Origin of the sequence: uncultured Lacinutrix sp. (assembly GCF_947500325.1) — a bacterium.
In the GTDB taxonomy this organism is placed as follows: Bacteria; Bacteroidota; Bacteroidia; order Flavobacteriales; family Flavobacteriaceae; genus Lacinutrix.
In genome coordinates this window covers 43,754-64,834 of the sequence record NZ_CANMRQ010000019.1, presented here as the reverse complement: position 1 = coordinate 64,834, position 21,081 = coordinate 43,754, and the positions used below count along the sequence as shown (strand labels likewise).

The window sequence follows — 21,081 nt, the reverse complement described above, 5'->3', positions numbered from 1 at the left end:
GTGCTTTTTTGCTAGCTTCTGATTTTCCTGCGGAAAATCCTCGCACTCAAAAACGCACTTTCCATACATTAAACGTTACCCATAATAATATGAAACCTCTGTCTAACATCATACTTTTGGTCTTTTTAGCATCTTCTCTGATTGCTAAGGCTGACCCATTTGCTTATAATGGAAAGGTTTTAATAACAACAGAATCTGAAAATTTTATCGCTAATCATTATCATAATTGGACTTCTGATACGAAAGACGAATTATACGAAATGATATCGACTGACCAAAATCCGTTTAATGAAAACAACAACTACGGATATATAGAATTACTTGACAAAAAAACAGGTAAAGTAATTTTCAAAAAGCCAAGTACGGCTTTGACGAAAATAATAATTTCAGAGAACGAAAAACACATTGTCGGAATCTCAAATATTATGGTGTGGAATCCATACCAATTAGTTGTCTATGACATAAATGGAATGTTGGTTAAAAAAAGAAACTTCAGTAGCGAAGAATCTAAATTGACTTTAACTCAATATGACGAGTTTTCAATTGAATTCCCAAAAGAATGTGAGGACTTGACGGATTTTACTTATTTCAAAGATGGTTTTGTCTATATCGATTTCCTGAGAATGAATATGCCGAAAAAACTTGGAAAAGCTTGGGATTATTTAATCGACTATACAGCACCAAATCATTTGACGCCAAATATATCTGAAACTACCACAAACTATGTTTTTTGGTTTTCCGAAAAAAATCCTGAAATTGAGTGGAATTACAACAATGAAAATCTAATTTCAATTAAAATAAACGACCCAAAAAATAAGCAAGTTGAAATAGACATTCGCGAATAATTACTATGGGTAACAATGTATAAAAAACATAGGGCGTTTGTGCTAAACCGAAGGGACTGTGAATATTAACAAAGTCCGCTAAATATAAAATTTGGCGTTTATAGAAGAAAAGATAAAGGCAAAATATTTATATTTAGCTAATAACAAACCGAAACGAAAGTGCTTATCACCTGCCCTACGTTTCTTATACGAGCCGTTGTGCACAAGTGCTCACTCGAGCTCAAAAAAGTGTACATTAAATGTAAAAAAATACTCTGCTCCTTTCTGATTTTACTCAATCCCCAAACGGATTTAAAACGCATTCAACCTTTTTAATCGGATATTACTCTTGCTTTTATACGCTGATTTTACTCAACCGTGTTTTCTGACTTCTCTCTTTATTGCTCAAAAATCGGATTGCAAAACTTTTAAAACATAAAATAACCTGTGCACAACAATATGTATAGAAAATGCTTATTTTAGTGCCAAACCAAAGGTCTGTGCTTTTTTGCTAGCTGCTGATTTTCCTGCGGAAAATCCTCGCACACAAAAACGCACTTTCCATACATTAAACGTTACCAACCATGCCACTCTTGCTTTAAAAAAATAAAGCATATTAGCGGATAAAACACTCAAAATCTGACTGACCAAAGCCATGCGCAATCTTTACGTCGGATTTGATAAACGGACTCTAAAAAAACTGACTGATACCAAACGTTGCGCAACTCATGCGGCTGACAAAAAATCGAAATCTAAAACGAAGCCAAAATATTGCTAAATAATTAAAATAACGGTTGGTAACAATATGTATAGAAAATGCTTATTTTAGTGCCAAACGAAAGGTCTGTGATTTTTTGCTAGCTTCTAATTTTCCTGCGGAAAATCCTCGCACACAAAAACGCACTTTCCATACATTAAACGTTGTAGCACATTTAACAAAATCGCGTGAAAAGAATGAATACCTACATAATCTTCGGAGTTTTAGCATTAATCGGAATATTCGCTTTGATTAGTTGGAATTCAAAACGGAATTCAAACACACTCGGAATTGCGGAAAATAAGACTGAATTGCGGAATCGTGAAATCCGACAAGAAAAACGAGATTTAAAACTTACTGTCTCTTATGACTATGGAGAAATCACAAAAACCATATCTGAAAAAGCGACAGCGGAAATTATTAAAAGCACGATGGAATCAATTAATTGGAATGAATTTCACATTGTGCAATTGGAAGACGAAAGTGATAATACTTTTAAAGGTTTACACGTGAGTGGAAGTTTAGTAGAAGATGGATTGGCTTCAGGATTTGTGACAGACGACGACCATATTCTAATGGTAAAGCCAATAGAAACAGTTAACCAAATGACTCAAATACTACTTGACTTTTTGAAAGGAGAAAATGTTTGGAGGAATAAATACAAATATGAATAATGAAACCTGAATTAAAATTCTGATATGAAAAAAAATATCAATATCCTTTCGGGTTTAGTTCAAACCTCTTTATCTCTTTATTGGTTATATCATATAATTTCTCTTTACATAGATTATCAAAACCCAAATATCTTATTCGTCTTTAGGTATCCGAATTGGGTTATATTTCTTAATGTTCTATTAAGTGTGATAAACTTATATTTTGGAATAAAAATATCGATTGGAAAAATATCTATTAAGCGAAGTTACTTGACAATGTTGATTTTAGTAATCATTGGAGGTTTAATAAACATTTTTAGTGTTGCGTGAAATAAAAACGTGCTACAACACCGTGTATAATTCATTGCTAGTTAGTGTCTACTTGCGAAAGTCCTAGCGGACTTTCTATCTGTGTTTTATTTGCTAACTTTAGTGCTTAAACACGCAACGAAATCATACACTAGACCGTTGCCCACAATTAACACAAACCGCATATGAAAAGAATTTTAACTCTATTACTGCTGACTTTATTACTTCAAAATTGTAAGGAAGTGGAATTCAAAAATGGAGGACAGTTTAAAGCGGAAAATAATGATTTGTTCTATGAACTTTGGATAAGTTCTGAAATGGACTCAATACAATTCTTCGTGGTAGATGAATGGCCAATAGATATATATGAAGAAACTCTTGCGGAAAAACAAAATCGTGAAATGTCGGTAAGCGGAACTATTGATGTTAGAGAGAATGAAATATTGATTACCGAATTGGAAAGCAACTTTTTACCTTCTGAAAGACCAAAACTTAAGAATTTGACAATTAAAAACGGAAAAATTTACGTTGATTGTGAAAATATAACTGAGTACGTTTGGGGAAGAACTGATTTAGGTAATTGCGAATCTGAACGAATTGAATTTAGCCGAATGGAAAAATAACTGTGGGCAACAATGTATAACCGCAATTACGGCGGATTCGACTACGTCCGAATCCGCTCGGAATTGCGAGCGTCAGTTATTAATCTAAAAACAGTAATTTAAAACCCGTAACTGACGGTTATACAAGACCGTTGCCAGGAATTTAACCAGACCAATGAAATTCAGTTTTATAATCATATTTTTTCTTCCTTTAATATGTTTCAGTCAGAAAAATTTGATTGAAACTGGAAAATCTATAAATGGAATTGAATTCGGATACTCTACTCTTTCAGATGTGAAAGAAAAGTATGCTTCTGAGATTATTTCGGACACAATAACCTACAAATGTCCTCATACTGATGAATGTGGAACTGCATACAGCAAAGTGAATTCACTTTTCATAAAACAATCAGGAATAGTTTTCCAAGCTAATTATGACAATGGAGAATTAATTGAGCAAGTGCGTTTGTATTCACCATTTAAAGGTAAAATTAATAACTTAACGCAAATCGAGTTAGGAAAAACAACTGTTAAAGATATTTATACAAGTTATCCAAATTCAAAACTTACTTCAACCAACAGAAAAAAATATTGGATTATCAAAAATGACAATATTTCATTTTTGGTTACAAGATTAACAACCGACAATGATTATCCAATTGAACATAACCAAATCGAAAATCGACTAATTAAAGTAATTCTATTAAATCCTATTAGAAAACGGATGTACGTTGATTTTGAAAATAATTGCAGAATTCCATTATTTGCACCTAAAGACGAACAACACCGAAATTGTTATGTTGAGAAACATAAAGGCGGAATTTATTATATTAATATTGGTGGAGAATCGAGTTACAAAAATGTAAAGAATGGATATTGGAAAGAATACTATCCGAATCATATTATAAAAGAAGAAGGAAACTATAAAAAAGGCAAGAAAATCGGAGAATTTAAATATTACGACAAAAACGGAACTTTGATAAGAACTAAAAAACATCGAAGATTTTTATTCTGGTAATCTGAACATAAAAGCGAATAAAAACTACTGGCAACACTGTGTATAATTCATTGCTAGTTCTAGCCTACTTACGAAAATCCTCGCGGATTTTCTATTCGGTTTGTATTTGCTAAATTAGTTGCTTAAACACGCAACGAAATCATACACAAGACCGTTAGGCACAATATGAACCAACCTATGAGGAAATCGATATTATTTATTTTTCTTATTCAATCTGTTTTCCTTTTTCAATGTAAAAAGTCGATTGAAAAATATATCGACAAGACGATTAAAGTTGATTCCTTAAATGTTCCATTAGACAAAAACCAATTTTACTTTCCAAAAGAAATGTTTCCTAATATAGACTCGATTCAATATATACAACAAAAAGATTCGAGCTACATAGCAAAAAGAGTTTACTCAAAAGACAAATATGATGATTCAGTTATGGAATGGTATTCAGAATATCTATTCGGAATGAAAGAACCATTACTTTTTAATCGAAAAATCGACAATGCAATTTTTCGCTTTACTTGGTTAAGGTCTTTCGATGAACCTATTGTAATCAGAATTACAGAAACGGAACAAAAATATCATTTGAACTGGAAAAAACTCAAATTAAATGAAAATCATAAACCGATTGAAATAATACTTGACGAAAGTAAAAGCATTACTAAAAATGAATGGGAAAGTTTCAATGAATTAGTCCGAAAAGCTGATTTTTGGAATATGAGATTAGGCAGATATTCAATTGATACTGATGGTTCTGAATGGATTTTAGAAGGAGTGAATTCCGAAAACTATAGAGTTGTTAGTGTTTTTTATCCAGAAAAAGGTGATTTTTATAATGCCTGTAATTATCTGATTTCTTTGACGAATTTGAAAATATCGGAAAAGTATAAATATTAGAAATACTGTGCCTAACAAAGTATATAATTTATTGCTAGTTCTAGCCTACTTACGAAAGTCCTCGCGGATTTTCTATTCGGTTTTTATTTGCTAAATTACGTGCTAAACCACGCAACAAACCATATACAAAGACGTTACCCACAATAAAAAAACAAGTAGATTCTGAAAAAAATGAAGAAATTTGACTTTGAAAATAGTATATCAAAAAATAAGAACTATTTAATAGACTTATCAAATGAAAATAACAGTTCTGAAGATTTACACTATTTAGTAACTAATTTTTGTGGTACTGTAGTAAGTAGTATTTCCGAGATTCCAAACGATCAAAATGAAATAAGACTTTATGCAATTGGAGATATTCAATATTTAATGAACGAAACGAGAAAAATTTTTATAATAAGAGATTTATCTTCTAATCATGAACATTTAATTGCTAATAATTTTCATCAAGTTGGACTCGGGCAAGTCCCTATAAATGTTCAGAATGCTGGAGTATTCTATAGAAAACTGTTTGATGATGATAATTTATTTAATCAAATAGAATCAGAACATAATTTTCAAAACTTAACAGAATCTAACAAGCAATCAGTTGCTTTAAGAAAAGGAATTTATTTAAGTAAAATTACTAAACACGAAAAAGGAACAATCGAATCTCTCAGTTTCCATCTATTAAGGTGTTCAAGTAACTTAACTGGCCCAACAGATAACTTTAGGAAAACAGATACTCAAATTATTACTTCTATAAATGAAGCTGTGAAATTTGATTTTGAGCAAGAAACAGACTTAAATCATGTTTTAGCTCAAATTTATTTAAACAAAAAAAATGAATTAACTTCAAAAGAAGTGAAAGCTAAAATTGGTGCTCATTCAGATAAGACTAAAGATATGGCCCCTCAAGGTCTTATTACTTTTTGCACTTTTTATGACAAAACAAATTTTGAATATTTATCTCCTTCAAAAACAGACCCCTTTGATTGGGTTTATAAAAAATCTAGTGGTTTAACTAGGCTTCTTTTTAAATTAAAAAACACAGTAAATGATGACTCCTTGGCAAAGGAGTTTAGTGTAACCTTATATCCCAATTCCGTTTTTTCAATACCACTTTCTACAAATAGATTGTATACACATGAAATTAGACCTTCTGTATTAAACATTGACAAAATACCAGTTAGAATGGGCTACGTAATTCGTTGTTCAAATTTAGAAGCGGTATATCAAGACAACAAAACCTTTATTAAAGAAAATGGACATTTAATAGAGTTAGAAAAAATGAAGGAAGAAAATATGGAAGATCTAAGAGACTCCTACTATAAAGAAAACATATCAGAAAAAAATGTTGATTATGGTAAAGTCCATTTCAGTATGAATTCTGGTGATTACGAAAAGCCAATATACTAAGTATTAAAAAGCTATAATTCACAAATGAATCAAGATGATTTTATAAAAACAACATTGATCTTTGACCAGAATTTATTCCATGAACTATCCAATCAAATTAATTTTGAGAACGTTGGAAAAGGAAGATCTGGAAATCATTTAGTCAAAATTGAAGACAAAGGAATTCCTATTGTTAGAACAACAACTCAATATAATATTCCTGCTCATAATTTTTCTTCAACACACAATAGAATTATAAACACTATAAATGACAAACTGGAAAATTTAGCTCCCATTAATTTCAATAATGCATTAATAGAAATTTATGAGTTAAGCTATACTAAAATGAAATATCATTCAGATCAATGTTTAGATTTAGCTTCTAACTCTTACATAGGTCTGTTTTCTTGCTATGAAAAACCAGATGAATTAACAGAACAAAGCATTAGAAAACTAAAAGTTAAAGATAAAATAACTGATGAGGAATTTGAATTTTCTTTAACTCATAATTCTTTAATTCTATTCTCTTTATCTGCTAATTCTAGATATTACCATAAAATTGTTTTAGAACAAGTACCAAAACAAAAACCTTTAAAATCTGAAAACAAATGGCTTGGAATAACGTTCCGTGAGTCTAAAACTTTTATTCAATTTAAAAACAATTCGCCATATTTCCTTGATGGAAAATTATTAGAATTAGCAAATGATAACCAAAAAAAGGAGTATTACAGGTTAAGAGGAGAAGAAAATAAAAGTCTAGATTTTATTTATCCAAAAATAAACTACACCCTTAGTAAAGCAGATACTATTATTCCAAAATAACACCTATATATAAATCAGATTCACAAAATATAGTACAACAACTTATGATTATTGCTTTTGATACTTACTACTATGATAACAAAGCCAAAACTGTTGGTGTCAGCTTTAATAAATGGAATGATAATCAGCCTATTGAAATTTATAGTGAAATAATTGAAGGAGTAGCAGAATACGAACCTGGTTCTTTCTATAAGAGGGAGATGCCATGTATCATAAGCTTATTAAAAAAAATCAATATAAATGAAGTTGAGTTGATTCTTGTTGATGGCTATGTTATATTAAATAATGATGGAAAATATGGTTTAGGTGGTCATTTATACAAATATTTAAATGAAAAAATTCCAATTGTGGGAGTTGCAAAATCGGGATATGATTCCAATACCTTAAATTCAAAAGCTCTTTTAAGAGGGGAGAGTAAAAAACCTCTTTATATATCAGCAATTGGAATTGAATTAGATTTGGCCTATACACATATAAAATCAATGCATGGGAATTATAGAATACCCACACTGCTACAAATAATGGACACAAAAACAAAAGAAAACTGTGGGTAACAATTTGTATATTGCATATGCTCCCTACGGGAAGCAAACGCAACATACAAGAGACGTTGTACGCAAGCTGAAAAACATCACGTGAATTTAGAAACTGCAAAATACATAATTGACTATTTTCCCAATCTTCTAACTAGTGAAGAATGGAATGCTTTGAGGTATTTAAGACTTAAATCTAAAACTCAAGGAAATCCGAGAATGGAGAGGCTTTTAAGAAAAAAAGGCGATTTGATAATTAGTGATGTTGGAGCGGAATTGATAAAAAACGGTTCTAAAAGCTTCAGAATTAATGTCGGAAAAAGAATCTTGAAAGAAAGTCCAGATGACATATTCATGAATGAATGCCTAAAATGCGGATTTCTTGCCAGAACACCTCAATCAAGGCAGTGTCGGAATTGCGGACATAATTGGCACAAAATAAAAGTGGCTGATTTTAAACTCAATACTTCTTTCCAGCTAACTGGTGGGTATTTTTATGTTTTAGGTGAAATAAGAAATGGTAATGTTGAAATCGGAAATTTCATCGATTTAACAATGCTCGGAATGAATTGTAAACCAAAAATAGAAAAAATAGAATTTGCCCTTAAAAAAATCAATGGAATTGCTACCGAAGACATCGCTCTCGGAACTAATGAGCTTACTAAATCTCAAAAAGAGCGATTAAAAGAGATTGATTGTTTTGGAACACCATTTGACATAATTAAAGAAAGATAGCTGAAAATGGAACGATTAACAACAAATAGAGATTCATATTTCAAAGAAGTTATAAAAGAACTTACCGAAATTGACTTATCAAATAATGAGGAAAGTAAGTTTGTATTTTGTGAAATTGGACAATTGTTAACTCACGGGTTTTCTGTAAGTCTGATTTTGGGAGAAAAAGAATATCTAAGAATGAAAATATGGAATTCACATTATGATAATGAGCGATTTAAGTTAAGAATTTTCAATCTTGACAGATTAGCTGTGACGGAAAGGGATTTAGACTTATCTGAATTCGAATTAAATGAGGTCAATGGAATTTTGGAACAAGAACTTGATACAAAAAAATATGCTGGAATTGTACTAGATGGACTCTTTTGTCAACTAAAGATCGGAAATAAAACTCTTGAATGGAATATTGACGAAGAAATGAATAAGAACCTTAATAGTCTGATTACCATATTGAGAAAAAAAGCCAGCGTACAACAAAGTGTATAATTCATTGCTAGTACTCGCCTACTTACGAAAATCCTCGCGGATTTTCTATTCGGTTTGTATTTGCTAAATTAGTTACTTAAACACGCAACTAACCATACACCAACCGTTGTACAACATTTGAAGACATTGAGTTTTAAAAACAAAATATTTAAAAAATATGATGATTTAGTTTTAATTGAAAATAAAACTGAAGAGGATATTTTACGTTCTGAAATCAAGTTAATGTTAGAAGAATACTCTGAAAAAGATTCTAATTGCTATCATTTACTTGGACTTGTGGACTTCGAATCAGATGATTGGGAAAAACATATTGGAAAGTCAATCTGGAATTTTAAAAAAGCAGTTGAATTAGATGAAAATAATTTTTTGGCGCAATTGCATTTGGCTCATTGTTATCACGACTTAAAACAATTAGACTTAGCATTGGAAAACTACAATAAAGTTGACAAACAAAAATTAAAGGAATTTCAAGTTTGGCGATACACGAAATTGATTGAACAAATTGGGTATTGCGAATACAAACTTGGAAATGAAAAAATTGGAGAAGAGCACTTTGAGGAAGTGTTGAAATGGTACAAAAAATTACCTGAAATTGACAGAGTAGTTCCTTCAGAACTCATTGAGTGTTTGCCAAAAAATCATCGAATTGTAACCGAAATAAAAAAAATAGAAACCTATTTGGAATAAAAAACGTTGTACAACAACCTGTATAGTTAATTACTTGTTCTGTGTGTACTCGGAAAACCTTACGGATTTCTCTCAGGCTCGTTTTCTTTTGCTAACTTAGTTCTTGCCAACGCAACTAACATAAACTAACACGTTGTGCAACATTTGAATCGAGCCCATAAACTAAAATTTAACTATTGACTTTGAAATCGGAATTAAACATAAACTCTTTACTAAAAAAAGCACTTTTGGTTGTATTCATTACATTCTTTTCTTGTAAAAACAGTTATGATTCAGAATCTGAATTTATGAATTGCATATATTCTAAAACTGCTGATTCCAAATCCCTAATTAAAAGTGCAATATTCCAACACGAAGTTTATTTAAAAACTAAAGGTATTATTAACAACAATAAAGGAAAAGACTATAAAAAATTTATACGAGAGATTGGAGATGGGAAAATCAATCCGAATATGATTGAAAAAACACTAGCTCTTGATGTGGACGAATTAGATCTTGATGTCATCGGTTGTGGAAAAAAATATTCGTCAAAAAGTTCTAAAGCAAAAAAATTGCGGAATTTTTTTAAAGATATTCTTGAAAACAAAAAAGACATTAAAACCGCATTTAATGATTTCGATAAAATTGCAAATGAAGAAGATTTTGAGCATCCCTTTTTTAAAATCTGCACTTTTGTAATATTGGATTACTATATTTTAAACTTGAATGAATAAAAAACGTTGCACAACAATGTATAAAAATAACTGCTTGGTCATTGCCTACTTGGAAAACTCTACGGATTTTCCTCTGGTTCGTTCTATTTTTGTTAAGTTAGTTCCTTAATCACGCAACTAATCATACACAAACACGTTGTAACACATTTAATCACAATTGAGAAAAAGAATTGACATATCTGAAAAACTGAATCGTGAAAAAGTTGAGAGAGAATTTCAATTAATTAATTCATTCTACTTTTCAGAAATCAATTATGACGAAGATGGTAGTTTTTTTGACTTGTATTTTCTAAAAAATGGAATTGGTATTACAGAAAAGCAAATAGAAGCTTACAATGAACTAATTGAAAACTTGAATCGACATTTGACTAAAATTAGTGAATACATTAAAACGACTTACTCAAATTTTGAAATAAAGAAAGCAGATAAACTTAATGAAGTAAAATTGAGATTAAGTGTAGTTGAGATTACAGATTATAATAAGGACTTTGACACTGTTATAACTTGTGAAAAGGAATATAAATATTTTGGAATTTTTAAGAAAAATATTGGGATTAGAACAGAAATTAAGAATGGTCGAAGAATCTCAATGGAGAGAAAATCTGACACCTTAAAAGAAAACAAAAAAACGTGTTACAACAATGTATAACCGCAATTACGGCGGATTCGACTACGTCCGAATTCACTCAAAATTGCTTAAGTCTGTGCTAAACCGAAAACAATCAATAATTTAACTAAACCAAAAACTGAATGAACAAAATTTACATTATACTGCTACTAATTTTAATTACAAGTTGTGGAAATCAAACAGAATTAAAAAATCAAATTGACCAAATACAAACTCAAAATGACAGTTTAAAATCGGAATTAAAAAAATATGAAAATAAGTATGTATTTGACCAAGTTAAAATTAAGCATTATCCTATTAAAGGTAGCCAAGTAAAAAAAGGAACTAAATATTACGGAGAATTTATTTTTGTTCCAGTTGTTAGGGAAGATATTGTAATGTTTGGAACAGAAAGAGATGAATCGAAACAAGGTTATGAAATTAACAATCCGATTACATTAAAAACTAAAAAAGGCGATTTCGGAGCTTATCGATTTGAGATAGATATTGTAAATGACACAACAGATTTACTCTTTAAACCTATAATAAAAAATAAACTTTCGCTTCAACATCTAAATGCTGGATTTAGTGGATCAATGTTCATAGATAAATTAATTGTGGACTAAAAAACTATGGCACAGCACAGTATGTAAAAATTACTATTTTTAGCTTAGACAATGGCTGTTGTTTTGTTTGCTAGCTTCTGATTCTCCTTCAGAAAACCCTCGCACACAAACACTCAACTTTCCATATACAAACCGTTAGTACAAATATGAAAAAACGCATCCTGATAATATTAATTTTTCTAATTCCTGCTATAACTTTTGCCTGTAGTTGCGATATACCAAAGCCAATACTTGAATTTGAATCTGCTGAATATGTTTTTGAGGGTAAAGTTATTTCTAAAGTTTATGCAATGGACTCTTTGACTTACACTGTTACTTTTGAAATTTCAAAGCACTATAAAGAAAGTGATAAGCCAAAAACCATAGAATTCACTTTCAAATCTGAAGGAAAATACACAGGAGAATGGACTTCGTGTGATTGGAGTGTAAATAAAGACGAAAACTGGCTTGTATATGCAGACTATTGGAATGAAAAACTGACTTTTAGCTACAATTGTTCGAATTCAAAACCTTTATACAAAAGAACTATTTCAAAAAGTGAACAGAAAATTTTAGACAATGGAAATTCTTTCAAATTAGAAAATTACATTTATCAATTTGAACACGATTTTAATTACACAAAACCGATTTCCGATATTGATTCTATATTAAATACTGGAAAAATTAAAGATTACGAAAGATCTTTTACTTGGTTAAAATTATTTGTTGATAAAAATGGTAATCTAAATTCGGTAACTACACACATTGGTTATCAACTCGAAACTGATTCGGTATTTAAGCTTCCAACAGAATTTAAAATAAAGTTAAGAAAGCCACTAACTGAATTTGAGAAAGATGCAATTGAATTAGTTAGTAAAATTCCAAAATGGGAAATTAAAAAGCATAAAAAAACGAATGTTCCTGTACCTTATATTAAACATTTAGCGATAGAATTTGATAAAGAAAAAAAGAAGTGGAAATACGAATTATAAAATACTTGTGCTAACATCCTGCATAATTAATGGCTAGTTTACGCCTACTTACGAAAATCCTCGTAGATTTTCTATTCGGTTTGTATTTGCTAACAACGTCCATAAAACTACCTCAACATAAAATAAAGAACCTTATCTAGAAATTAAAAAGCACTCTTTTTTAAACGAGTGCTTTTTAATACTAAACATTTTATGATTTATATTACAATCCAAAATCTAAATCAGGATCAAAATCATAATCTCCAAAATCGGGTTCATGCATTTCATCTCTATAATGATCTCTATCCCTTTCATACTCATAATCATTTAGATCTTCATAATTATTAGACACTGTCGTTTTCTCATTTTCTCCAATGTCGTCTATGCCTAGATCTGTTTCATCAAAAACATATGGGCTCTTACCTAAAAAACGCGTTAAATCGTTTTCATTGTTTCCATCATCATTATAAAGTTCTCTATAATCTGGTCCAAAATCTTGTAGCATAGGATGTGTACTAATATTACTATTATATGTGTTAGACTCGTATCTACTATAATCGGTATTTTCTCTAAATAGAGCAGAATCTGCGACATTTCTAAAATAAGATTCGGCTAGCATTGAAATAGGGTTTGGTTTAATTGCATCGTGTGCATCTTTTGGCATAAAAGGCCCATTTATAACTGCCCTTTTAATAAGTTGATATCCTGCTTCTACAGTTATTAAATTTACTCTAGAATATTGAGAAACTTTTTCAAGAATTTGATCAAGATGTTCTGGAGGAATTGAAGGAACATCGACAAAATCATCAACAAAGTCATTAATAATTTGTTTATTATAATGCCCTAAATCGTAGTTAGGCATATCATCAAGTATACGTCTAGCCATTTCTATTTTTGGATTTGTAACTTCTCGAGAAAGATAATCTCTAGAACTACCTTGACTAATAGAAGGTACTCCATTAATATTACTTTTAAACTTATGCATTTTAATATAGTTTAAAAGCGCCCACCATTTTTAATTTTATAAACACATGTGTTAGGTATTTATAAAATATCGACCTAATAGAATATAATAACCAAATCAAAATTAAACATGAAACGTATCTTAACTTTACTATTATTATCTATTTGCTTAACTGGATATTCTCAAACAATCGATTTAACTGCTTATAATGATTTTTTAAAAGATCATGTCTCAAAAAAGGGGGTAGTTAACTATGATAAAGTTTTAAAAAACATAGGTGAATTAAATAAAATTACTAGCAATTTTTCTAAAATCTCTCCTAATTCAAGTTGGAGTAAAAGTGAATTAAAATCGTATTGGATAAATTTTTACAATGCTAACGTTATAAAATTGCTAGCCGAAAACTACCCAATAAAAAGCATTAATTATATAAGAGATCCTTTTGATATAAATATTGTTGCTTATGCTGGTAATAAAATATCTCTTGACAATGTAGAACACGAAGTTATAAGAAAATTAGATGATCCAAGAGTACATTTTGCCCTTTACTCTACTGCAATTTCATCTCCTGTATTAAAAAGAACAGCATACACACCAGAAACAGTAGAAAAAGATTTAGGTGTTGCTACTAGTAATTTTATTAACGATAAAACGAAAAACAAAATTGGCGCAAAACACAGTAAGCTTTCTAAAATATTTAAATGGTATAAAGATGATTTTGATATTGTAACTTTTATTAACAGGCATTCTGGAATTAAAATAAATAAAAATACCGTTATTGACTATATGGATTACGATTGGAATTTACACCGTAAATAATTGCTACTGTATAGTATCTAATCTATAAAAAACCGTAATATTAATTACGGTTTTTTTATGTTTTATTATAATATAATTAGAAACAGAATATAGTCAATTTCATTTATCTTTACAGGACAAAGCAATACACTGTGAATTATACTATAATAGATGTTGAAACCTCAGGACGTACAAATCGTATTACTGAAATTTCAGTGTTTAAATACGATGGAGAAACTGTTATAGATGAATTTACATCACTAGTAAATCCAAATTGTTACATCCCCGATCATATTACCGCTTTAACAGGTATTGATAATGGTACAGTTGCCAATGCTCCAGAATTTCATGAGATAGCACAAAAGATTATAGACATTACTCAAGATTCTATTTTTGTGGCGCACAATGTAAATTTCGATTATAATGTAATAAGAAACGAGTTTAAATTATTAAATATAGATTTTACAAGAAAAAAACTATGTACAGTTCGCTTAAGTAGAAAATTATTACCTGGACATCGTAGTTATAGCTTAGGGAAGTTATGTAAAGATTTAAACATAAATATTGTAGGTAGACATCGCGCTCGTGGTGATGCAGAAGCTACAGTAATTCTCTTTAAAAAATTACAAGCGCAAGATAATTCTCAGGATGTTTTTAACGCATTTTTAAATAAGAATAATAAAGAGGCTACCTTACCTCCTAATCTACCTAATGCAGTTTTTAATAAATTACCAAATGCAACAGGTATCTATTATTTTAAAAATAAGAAAAGTGAAATCATCTATGTTGGTAAAGCTAAGGATATAAAAAAACGAGTACTAAGTCATTTTTATAGTAAGGCGAAAAAATCCCTAGATATGGTACGAGAAACTGCAGATATAGATTTTGAGTTATCTGGCAGCGAACTCATAGCTTTATTAATGGAAGATGCTGCTATAAAGAAGCATTTTCCCCAATATAATATTGTTGCAAAAAAAACAATTAAAGGGTTTTCATTATTTAGTTATCAGGATAGAAATGATATTATGCATATTGCCATTAATAATTCTAAAACAACACCCAACCCAATAATTACATTTTATAGTTTAAGAGAAGCTAGGTTACTTTTAGAACGACTATGCGAACAATTCTCTTTATGTCCTAAATTTTGTCATTTACAAGAAGGCGTTTCTCAATGTTCTCATTATACCATAAAAAACTGTAAAGGCATTTGTAGAAATAAAGAATCTGTTGACGATTATAACGAACGTGTTACAAATGCTATTTGCCACATCGTTAACAATAGTAAAGATGTGGTTTTAAAAGAAAAAGGGAGACATACAGAAGAAGACGCTTTTATTATTATAAAAAATGGTAAATATCTAGGATATGGTTTTATTGATAAAACTGAACAAATTTCTCATGAAGATGAATTAGAAGCATATCTTATAAGACAAAAAGATAACAACGAAGTTCAAAAAATATTAAGGAATGCTTTATTAAAGTAATTACTGTTTTTAGTATTTAATATTATTTTCTATACTCTAGAATTATGGATCAAAATTTCAATACAATTAATCTTGAATATTTAGAGACTAAAAAGGTTTCTTTTTTTATTAAAATTATAGCTTTCATTCTATGCGCTTTATTTATTATTATACCGCTTTATGATTTAACAGATTTATTTCATACTCCATCATATTGGGGCTATGGATGTTATTAATTACTTATATTTAGGTTTGTTTAAATTTGATTCATGAATATCATTAAAAACTTAGCATTTCGCTTTTTTATAAGTGTATTTGTTGCATACAGAATCTCTTTACAATTCCCCTTATATGAAGATTTGGTTTTAATAGGTGGAACAATACTTTTATTAGGCTTGCTTACATACATGGCTAAGAAATTTTAACTGTTATTTAATTGGTTTGTAACGTTATAAATTTTTCATTTATATCAATATTTATTTAACTACAGTTTTTAAATAATTTCTATCGTTTTTACATTTATGTATAGCACTTATACATTTTATGTTGTTATTTCTTTTATTATGCAGTTTATTTATTTTATTATTAATTTTAAAATGATTTAAATATGTTAGAGAAATTTAAAAAATTCGAAATCGAAAATCAATATTCCATCTATGGTGGTTGCCAAGAAATTGATTATCACCAAACAGAAGATGACTCTGTAATGAGATAAATCTTCTAAAACAATAATTAAGTAGAATTTAAAAGCGAACTTCGGTTTGCTTTTCTTTTTTCTTACTTTTCACACTACTGTTTTAATTTATTTTGTAACATTATATATAGTTCATTGACTTATCTATTGTATGATTTTATTTTCTATATATATGGGTGTTTTAGGTGTTTTAAATATACTTTCAACTTTTTTTGAATGGGAGCTTTTTAAAAAAAGTTGGCACAAAGGGAAACCTTACTCTAATTTTGATAAAATCATGTCTTATATTGTTAGTTTTATATTTGTTATAATTAGTATATTCATTTTTATAAAGAGTTATTAACCACAGTTTAATATTTCTTTCCGTGTTTGTGTTCACGCAATGAATTAAATCGCATTTTAGCTTTAATATGCTTTTCTAAATAGCTTAGACAAATTAGATATGGAATCAGTTTTAAAAATAATATTAGAATTTATTAGTGAAATATTTACTTCTAACACAAAATTGACTTTGGTTGTTAGCATATCAATTATTTTTTTCTTTTTGTTATTCATACTATTTTAATTACTGTTTGTTTGATTTGTAACATTTTTTCATACCTATATACTAATAGGTATGAACTTTTATAATTGTTTTAAACTTTTTATAATTACATTATTAAGCATAATTGCTTTTTGTGCTTGTCTATATATTTTCGGACTTATGTTTGGAAAGGCATTTACACTATTGGTTTTATTTATCATTTTTTTAAAACATGTAGTTTATGACGAATTGAAAATAGGTGAATAACTACTGTTTAATTGGTTTGTAACATTTTCTTTAGTATTAATACTAATTAGTATGGATGAAAATATTTCTAATATTATTATGGCTTTTTTTCTTTTTTCATTTGCGTATGAAAAACCATTCATTAATGCAGAAACAGGAAAGCAAAAAACATGGTATCGAATACTTCTTTTTATAGGTTTTTCATATTTTTTAATTAAACTTACCTTAGGATTGATTTCTTAATTATCTACAGTTTAAGTGATTTTTCGGTTTTAATTATATTTAATCTCAAATATTTTATCATGCTTAAATTTTTAAAGTTTTCATTCTTAATAATATTTCCTTTTTTCCTTTTTAGTTGTTCTAATGATGATAATTCAATTAATTGTAATGAATTAAATATTCAAAGTCCTGATGATAATTTCATGACTTGTGAAGAATTAGCTCAAGAATATAATTGTGACTGTAATTAACTATAATTATAAAGAAATGTACTTCTTAAAGTATTATATATATAAGATAACTATATAACTTTTATAATAGAAATATAGTTACCTTAGTAATTATATAACATTGTTGTAACCAATTTGAGAAAACGCAAATGATATTTGAAACTGAAAGATTATTTATAAGAAAACTTCGAAAATATGACATAGAAGGATTTTATAATATGCAAAGTAATCCGAACGTTATGCGACATATAAAAAAAATTATGAATCGTTCTGAAAGTGAGAATGAATTGAAACGATTTATGGATTATTATAAAAATGAAGATATTTTCTTTAACATCTGGGCAGTTGAACAAAAAAACGATAACAATTTTATTGGTATTTGTGGTGTTTATGAAAATGATAAGTCAGAATTTGAAATAGCATATAGACTTCGTGAGTTTTATTGGAAAAAAGGTTTCGGAACAGAAATCGCAAAAGGTTTAATAGATTATTGTTTTGAAAAAATAAGTTTGAATGAATTATCAGCTTACGTAAGAGTTCAAAATAATAGCTCTGTAAACATTCTTGAAAAAGAAATGGAATTTATAAATGAATTTCATTGTGAAAAGACAAATTCTTATGAGCGACTATATAAACTAAAAAAAGAGAACTGGTTACAACAATGGCTATAATTAATACGAATTTAGGTACTTAACCCAAAAGTAATTGTTTTTAATTCCCGCTCCAACCATAGCCGAGACGTTAGCATGCATTCGAAAAAATGAATAGAAAATCTAAAATCTTTATATCATTATTATTGATAATATCTGGTTGGTTACTAACTGGAATTGGATTTACTGTAAAGATTGGACATCCGATAAATACAACTCTTTTTTTATTAGGACTTTTGACTTTCCTTGGTGGGATTATTTGGTTAATAGTTTTAATTAAATCTAAAATTGATACGAAATCATAAAATGACAGATACTAAAGGATATACATATTTTGCTATTAAAACTGAAAATGAAAAAATCGGACTGGATGAATTCAATTCATATCTAACAATTAAGCCGACGGAATTCAAAAAGATGTTTGAAAACGGAAAAACTCCGAAATGCACAACTTGGGAATTATCCTCAGGTAAATTGATAAATCCCTACTACTTCGAAGAAATTGAAAAATTGATTAATGAACTTGAAAAACATAGAAATGAATTAATTGGATTAAAAAAACAAAATCCTGAATTTTCATTTGTTTTAGAAGTTGTAATCTTTTTAGGAGATAAAACTCCAGGCCTTCATTTTAGTGAACGAACAATACGATTTATAAATGATATTGGTGGAACTATAGATTGTGACATCTATAACGAAAAATAAAAAACGACACGCTAACAAATTGTATATTGCATATGCTCACTTTGAAAAGCAAACGCAACATACGATGAACGTTGTACACAATTAAGCAATAACTATGAAAATTGGATTTGGATTTGACAAATACCCTGAAGAATATGACTATATAGCGACTTTTAAAGAAGTCAATGGACTTGAAGGAGAAAATGTCATTCAAAAACATTTAGAAAACGAAAATTCTATTGATTATTGTGAATTAACTCTTTTTAGATGTAGTATTGGAGAGAAAGAATTTCTAAATAGGTTTGATAAAGAGAGTAAACATTATGATTATTCAGCTTACATCTACATTTTATCCTCAAGTGGAAATATTTTAACATCAAATTTCATTTCTGGAGTAGAAGTTTCAAAAATATTTAAAGACAATAACAACTTAAATGTAACTATAAATGGTTGGTTATATCCATCAAGTAAAGGGTTTTACGAGATTGCGAAAAAACGTTTAAACAATGATATTAAAACTTTCGGAACTTGGAAAGATTTATCACCAGAAAAAGTTCAAGGTTGGTTAGATGCAAGTATAAGGTTAGGAACTTATTCAGAAGATGTTTCTAATAAAATTGTGAGTATTAATAGTAATGATATTGATTGTGAAGATAAATTCTATTGTGCACTAGGAGAGTCAATTAACGGAATTGGAGGTTATTTTGGAAGAAATTTAAGTGCCTTAAATGATTGTTTCTACGGTGGCTTTGGAATAAAAGAAAATTTCACTTTAAAATGGTTAAATCACGAAATATACAAACAGAAATTTCCTGAACATTTTAAAGGCATATTAGAAATTTTTTCAGATAATAATAAGACACTAATTTTAGAATAAACCTATGTACAACTCGGTATATAAAACATAACTAATAAATCGAAATTTTTATGCTTATTTGCAAAGACCGCCAAATTTAAAATTTGGTATTTAAGATTAATACGTTAAAAACAAAATATAAAAATTCGACTTTGTGTTAATCCGAAAAATTCGTGCCTTTTATATGCTACATTTCATACATAAAACCGTTGTAACCAATTTGACCAAACGAAATGAATCCTACAGAATTTAAAAAACTTTGGATGACTAATGACTCTGAAAGATGGGTTGAATTTCCAATTGACCAAGTAAAAAAATCAAATCTGAATGAAAAAACAAAGGAATTTTTAAAAATCGGATTTCCAGAAGATGCAGCACCTTTTTTAGGATTTGGATTAAGAAGTTATAATTGGGAATTTAATACAATCCAAAGATATTATGAATATGATGATTTAGATGAAAAAACTAAAGATTATTGGATTTTTGGTTCAGACAATAATGGAAATCCAATTTGCATTGATTCATCTAATAATGACAAATTAGTTCTACTTGACCACGAACAAGGATTTGAGTTTATGGAAAATATGAACAAAAATATTTCAGAATTAGCTTCTTCTCTTCTTCTTTTTAGAGGTTTTATTGAAAGAATAAACAACGAGTTTGGAGAAGATGGGTTTTTCGAATCAATGTTTACAGAAAAGCACCTGATGGAATTAGAAAATGAATTTAAAACGTTGAATCCTAATTATTATCTTGAATCTAGTTTTTGGGACACCGAAATTGAAAATTTAAGAGCAGAAATTGAATAAAAACTGGTTGCGACAACGTGCATAATTAATTGTTTTGGCAAGCGCTTATTTTGAAAATTACTTCGGAATTTTCCATACATAATTCTACTGTTTAAAATATTTTAAAGTAGGGTGTTGAGCATTCCATCTGTTTAATATATGTATTTGTGTTTTGCATAAGATTGGTTTATATGATTAGTTAAGTGATGCATAACATTTTTTATATACTGAAAGACTACTATTAACTTAGTAGTCTTTTTTTTTTTTAGTCTTAAGACTAATTATTTATTATTAATATTATAATAATTGTGTTTTAATTTTTCTCGTTGTAGCTGGTTTATTTTTTTACTCACATATTAAATGGCAAAATGAG

24 protein-coding genes are annotated in these 21,081 nt (G+C 28.8%); 23 read left to right on the top strand and 1 reads right to left on the bottom strand.

Features of this window, described 5'->3' with window-relative positions:
• The 15 genes from Q0997_RS16945 to Q0997_RS16875 all read left to right on the top strand — a co-directional run.
• A partial coding sequence (locus Q0997_RS16945; protein ID WP_299890938.1) for a hypothetical protein occupies positions 1-845 on the top strand: 845 nt, incomplete at its 5' end.
• A 984-nt stretch (positions 846-1,829) separates the two neighbouring features.
• Positions 1,830-2,255 carry a hypothetical protein gene (locus tag Q0997_RS16940; RefSeq protein ID WP_299890936.1) on the top strand — a complete coding sequence of 142 codons (426 nt, stop codon included), beginning with the start codon at positions 1,830-1,832 and terminating at the stop codon, positions 2,253-2,255.
• Between the two features lie 473 nt (positions 2,256-2,728).
• Positions 2,729-3,166: a hypothetical protein gene (locus tag Q0997_RS16935; RefSeq protein WP_299890934.1), complete on the top strand. Its 438-nt coding sequence runs from the start codon at positions 2,729-2,731 to the stop codon at positions 3,164-3,166.
• A gap of 214 nt (positions 3,167-3,380) precedes the next feature.
• Positions 3,381-4,163 carry a hypothetical protein gene (locus Q0997_RS16930; RefSeq protein WP_299890932.1) on the top strand — a complete coding sequence of 261 codons (783 nt, stop codon included), beginning with the start codon at positions 3,381-3,383 and terminating at the stop codon, positions 4,161-4,163.
• 177 nt (positions 4,164-4,340) lie between these two features.
• A complete protein-coding gene (locus tag Q0997_RS16925) occupies positions 4,341-5,051 on the top strand; it encodes a hypothetical protein (protein WP_299890930.1) in 711 nt (236 codons plus the stop codon).
• A gap of 171 nt (positions 5,052-5,222) precedes the next feature.
• Positions 5,223-6,449, top strand: coding sequence for a hypothetical protein (locus Q0997_RS16920; protein WP_299890929.1), 1,227 nt, complete (start codon positions 5,223-5,225; stop codon positions 6,447-6,449).
• A 24-nt stretch (positions 6,450-6,473) separates the two neighbouring features.
• Complete coding sequence (locus Q0997_RS16915) at positions 6,474-7,250, top strand: alpha-ketoglutarate-dependent dioxygenase AlkB (RefSeq protein WP_299890927.1); 777 nt, start codon at positions 6,474-6,476, stop codon at positions 7,248-7,250.
• 44 nt (positions 7,251-7,294) lie between these two features.
• Positions 7,295-7,804 (top strand): endonuclease V, encoded by a 510-nt coding sequence (locus tag Q0997_RS16910; RefSeq protein ID WP_299890925.1) that lies wholly within the window; start codon positions 7,295-7,297, stop codon positions 7,802-7,804.
• A gap of 81 nt (positions 7,805-7,885) precedes the next feature.
• Positions 7,886-8,518, top strand: a complete 633-nt coding sequence (locus tag Q0997_RS16905; RefSeq protein WP_299890923.1) for a hypothetical protein — start codon at positions 7,886-7,888, stop codon at positions 8,516-8,518.
• A gap of 6 nt (positions 8,519-8,524) precedes the next feature.
• Positions 8,525-9,004 (top strand): hypothetical protein, encoded by a 480-nt coding sequence (locus Q0997_RS16900; RefSeq protein ID WP_299890921.1) that lies wholly within the window; start codon positions 8,525-8,527, stop codon positions 9,002-9,004.
• 126 nt (positions 9,005-9,130) lie between these two features.
• The gene (locus Q0997_RS16895; RefSeq protein ID WP_299890919.1) at positions 9,131-9,691 is read left to right on the top strand and encodes a hypothetical protein; all 561 of its coding nucleotides are present in this window, start codon (positions 9,131-9,133) and stop codon (positions 9,689-9,691) included.
• Positions 9,692-9,873: 182 nt separating this feature from the next.
• Positions 9,874-10,404, top strand: coding sequence for a hypothetical protein (locus Q0997_RS16890; protein WP_299890918.1), 531 nt, complete (start codon positions 9,874-9,876; stop codon positions 10,402-10,404).
• A gap of 157 nt (positions 10,405-10,561) precedes the next feature.
• On the top strand, positions 10,562-11,053 hold the full coding sequence (locus Q0997_RS16885) for a hypothetical protein (RefSeq protein WP_299890916.1): 492 nt from the start codon (positions 10,562-10,564) through the stop codon (positions 11,051-11,053).
• Between the two features lie 101 nt (positions 11,054-11,154).
• The gene (locus tag Q0997_RS16880; protein WP_299890914.1) at positions 11,155-11,637 is read left to right on the top strand and encodes a hypothetical protein; all 483 of its coding nucleotides are present in this window, start codon (positions 11,155-11,157) and stop codon (positions 11,635-11,637) included.
• A gap of 146 nt (positions 11,638-11,783) precedes the next feature.
• Positions 11,784-12,608 (top strand): hypothetical protein, encoded by an 825-nt coding sequence (locus Q0997_RS16875; RefSeq protein WP_299890913.1) that lies wholly within the window; start codon positions 11,784-11,786, stop codon positions 12,606-12,608.
• Between the two features lie 202 nt (positions 12,609-12,810).
• Here the strand turns inward: Q0997_RS16875 and Q0997_RS16870 are convergent, their stop codons facing one another.
• Positions 12,811-13,572, bottom strand: a complete 762-nt coding sequence (locus Q0997_RS16870; protein WP_299890911.1) for a hypothetical protein — start codon at positions 13,570-13,572, stop codon at positions 12,811-12,813.
• Positions 13,573-13,680: 108 nt separating this feature from the next.
• Between Q0997_RS16870 and Q0997_RS16865 the strand changes: the two genes are divergently transcribed.
• The 8 genes from Q0997_RS16865 (at position 13,681) to Q0997_RS16830 (ending at position 20,729) form a co-directional block, all read left to right on the top strand.
• On the top strand, positions 13,681-14,370 hold the full coding sequence (locus tag Q0997_RS16865) for a DUF547 domain-containing protein (RefSeq protein ID WP_299890909.1): 690 nt from the start codon (positions 13,681-13,683) through the stop codon (positions 14,368-14,370).
• Positions 14,371-14,501: 131 nt separating this feature from the next.
• Entirely contained in the window at positions 14,502-15,836 is a 1,335-nt protein-coding gene (locus Q0997_RS16860; RefSeq protein ID WP_299890907.1) for an exonuclease domain-containing protein, read from the top strand.
• 1,514 nt (positions 15,837-17,350) lie between these two features.
• Positions 17,351-17,521, top strand: coding sequence for a hypothetical protein (locus Q0997_RS16855; protein ID WP_299890905.1), 171 nt, complete (start codon positions 17,351-17,353; stop codon positions 17,519-17,521).
• Positions 17,522-17,580: 59 nt separating this feature from the next.
• Entirely contained in the window at positions 17,581-17,751 is a 171-nt protein-coding gene (locus Q0997_RS16850; protein WP_299890903.1) for a hypothetical protein, read from the top strand.
• A 128-nt stretch (positions 17,752-17,879) separates the two neighbouring features.
• Entirely contained in the window at positions 17,880-18,401 is a 522-nt protein-coding gene (locus Q0997_RS16845; RefSeq protein ID WP_299890901.1) for a GNAT family N-acetyltransferase, read from the top strand.
• A gap of 285 nt (positions 18,402-18,686) precedes the next feature.
• Complete coding sequence (locus tag Q0997_RS16840) at positions 18,687-19,085, top strand: DUF4279 domain-containing protein (RefSeq protein WP_299890900.1); 399 nt, start codon at positions 18,687-18,689, stop codon at positions 19,083-19,085.
• Between the two features lie 94 nt (positions 19,086-19,179).
• On the top strand, positions 19,180-19,941 hold the full coding sequence (locus Q0997_RS16835) for a barstar family protein (protein WP_299890898.1): 762 nt from the start codon (positions 19,180-19,182) through the stop codon (positions 19,939-19,941).
• Between the two features lie 212 nt (positions 19,942-20,153).
• Positions 20,154-20,729 (top strand): hypothetical protein, encoded by a 576-nt coding sequence (locus Q0997_RS16830; RefSeq protein ID WP_299890896.1) that lies wholly within the window; start codon positions 20,154-20,156, stop codon positions 20,727-20,729.
• Positions 20,730-21,081 lie beyond the last annotated feature (352 nt).

Excerpts from the sequence above, each read along its gene's own strand:
- Q0997_RS16920 (WP_299890929.1), top strand. The coding sequence starts at position 5,223 with ATGAAGAAATTTGACTTTGAAAATAGTATATCAAAAAATAAGAACTAT.
- Q0997_RS16880 (WP_299890914.1), top strand. The coding sequence starts at position 11,155 with ATGAACAAAATTTACATTATACTGCTACTAATTTTAATTACAAGTTGT.
- Q0997_RS16830 (WP_299890896.1), top strand. The coding sequence starts at position 20,154 with ATGAATCCTACAGAATTTAAAAAACTTTGGATGACTAATGACTCTGAA.
- Q0997_RS16855 (WP_299890905.1), top strand. The coding sequence starts at position 17,351 with ATGGATGAAAATATTTCTAATATTATTATGGCTTTTTTTCTTTTTTCA.
- Q0997_RS16845 (WP_299890901.1), top strand. The coding sequence starts at position 17,880 with ATGATATTTGAAACTGAAAGATTATTTATAAGAAAACTTCGAAAATAT.
- Q0997_RS16865 (WP_299890909.1), top strand. The coding sequence starts at position 13,681 with ATGAAACGTATCTTAACTTTACTATTATTATCTATTTGCTTAACTGGA.
- Q0997_RS16910 (WP_299890925.1), top strand. The coding sequence starts at position 7,295 with ATGATTATTGCTTTTGATACTTACTACTATGATAACAAAGCCAAAACT.
- Q0997_RS16935 (WP_299890934.1), top strand. The coding sequence starts at position 2,729 with ATGAAAAGAATTTTAACTCTATTACTGCTGACTTTATTACTTCAAAAT.
- Q0997_RS16900 (WP_299890921.1), top strand. The coding sequence starts at position 8,525 with ATGGAACGATTAACAACAAATAGAGATTCATATTTCAAAGAAGTTATA.
- Q0997_RS16915 (WP_299890927.1), top strand. The coding sequence starts at position 6,474 with ATGAATCAAGATGATTTTATAAAAACAACATTGATCTTTGACCAGAAT.
- Q0997_RS16835 (WP_299890898.1), top strand. The coding sequence starts at position 19,180 with ATGAAAATTGGATTTGGATTTGACAAATACCCTGAAGAATATGACTAT.
- Q0997_RS16925 (WP_299890930.1), top strand. The coding sequence starts at position 4,341 with ATGAGGAAATCGATATTATTTATTTTTCTTATTCAATCTGTTTTCCTT.
- Q0997_RS16840 (WP_299890900.1), top strand. The coding sequence starts at position 18,687 with ATGACAGATACTAAAGGATATACATATTTTGCTATTAAAACTGAAAAT.
- Q0997_RS16850 (WP_299890903.1), top strand. The coding sequence starts at position 17,581 with ATGCTTAAATTTTTAAAGTTTTCATTCTTAATAATATTTCCTTTTTTC.
- Q0997_RS16870 (WP_299890911.1), bottom strand. The coding sequence starts at position 13,572 with ATGCATAAGTTTAAAAGTAATATTAATGGAGTACCTTCTATTAGTCAA.
- Q0997_RS16875 (WP_299890913.1), top strand. The coding sequence starts at position 11,784 with ATGAAAAAACGCATCCTGATAATATTAATTTTTCTAATTCCTGCTATA.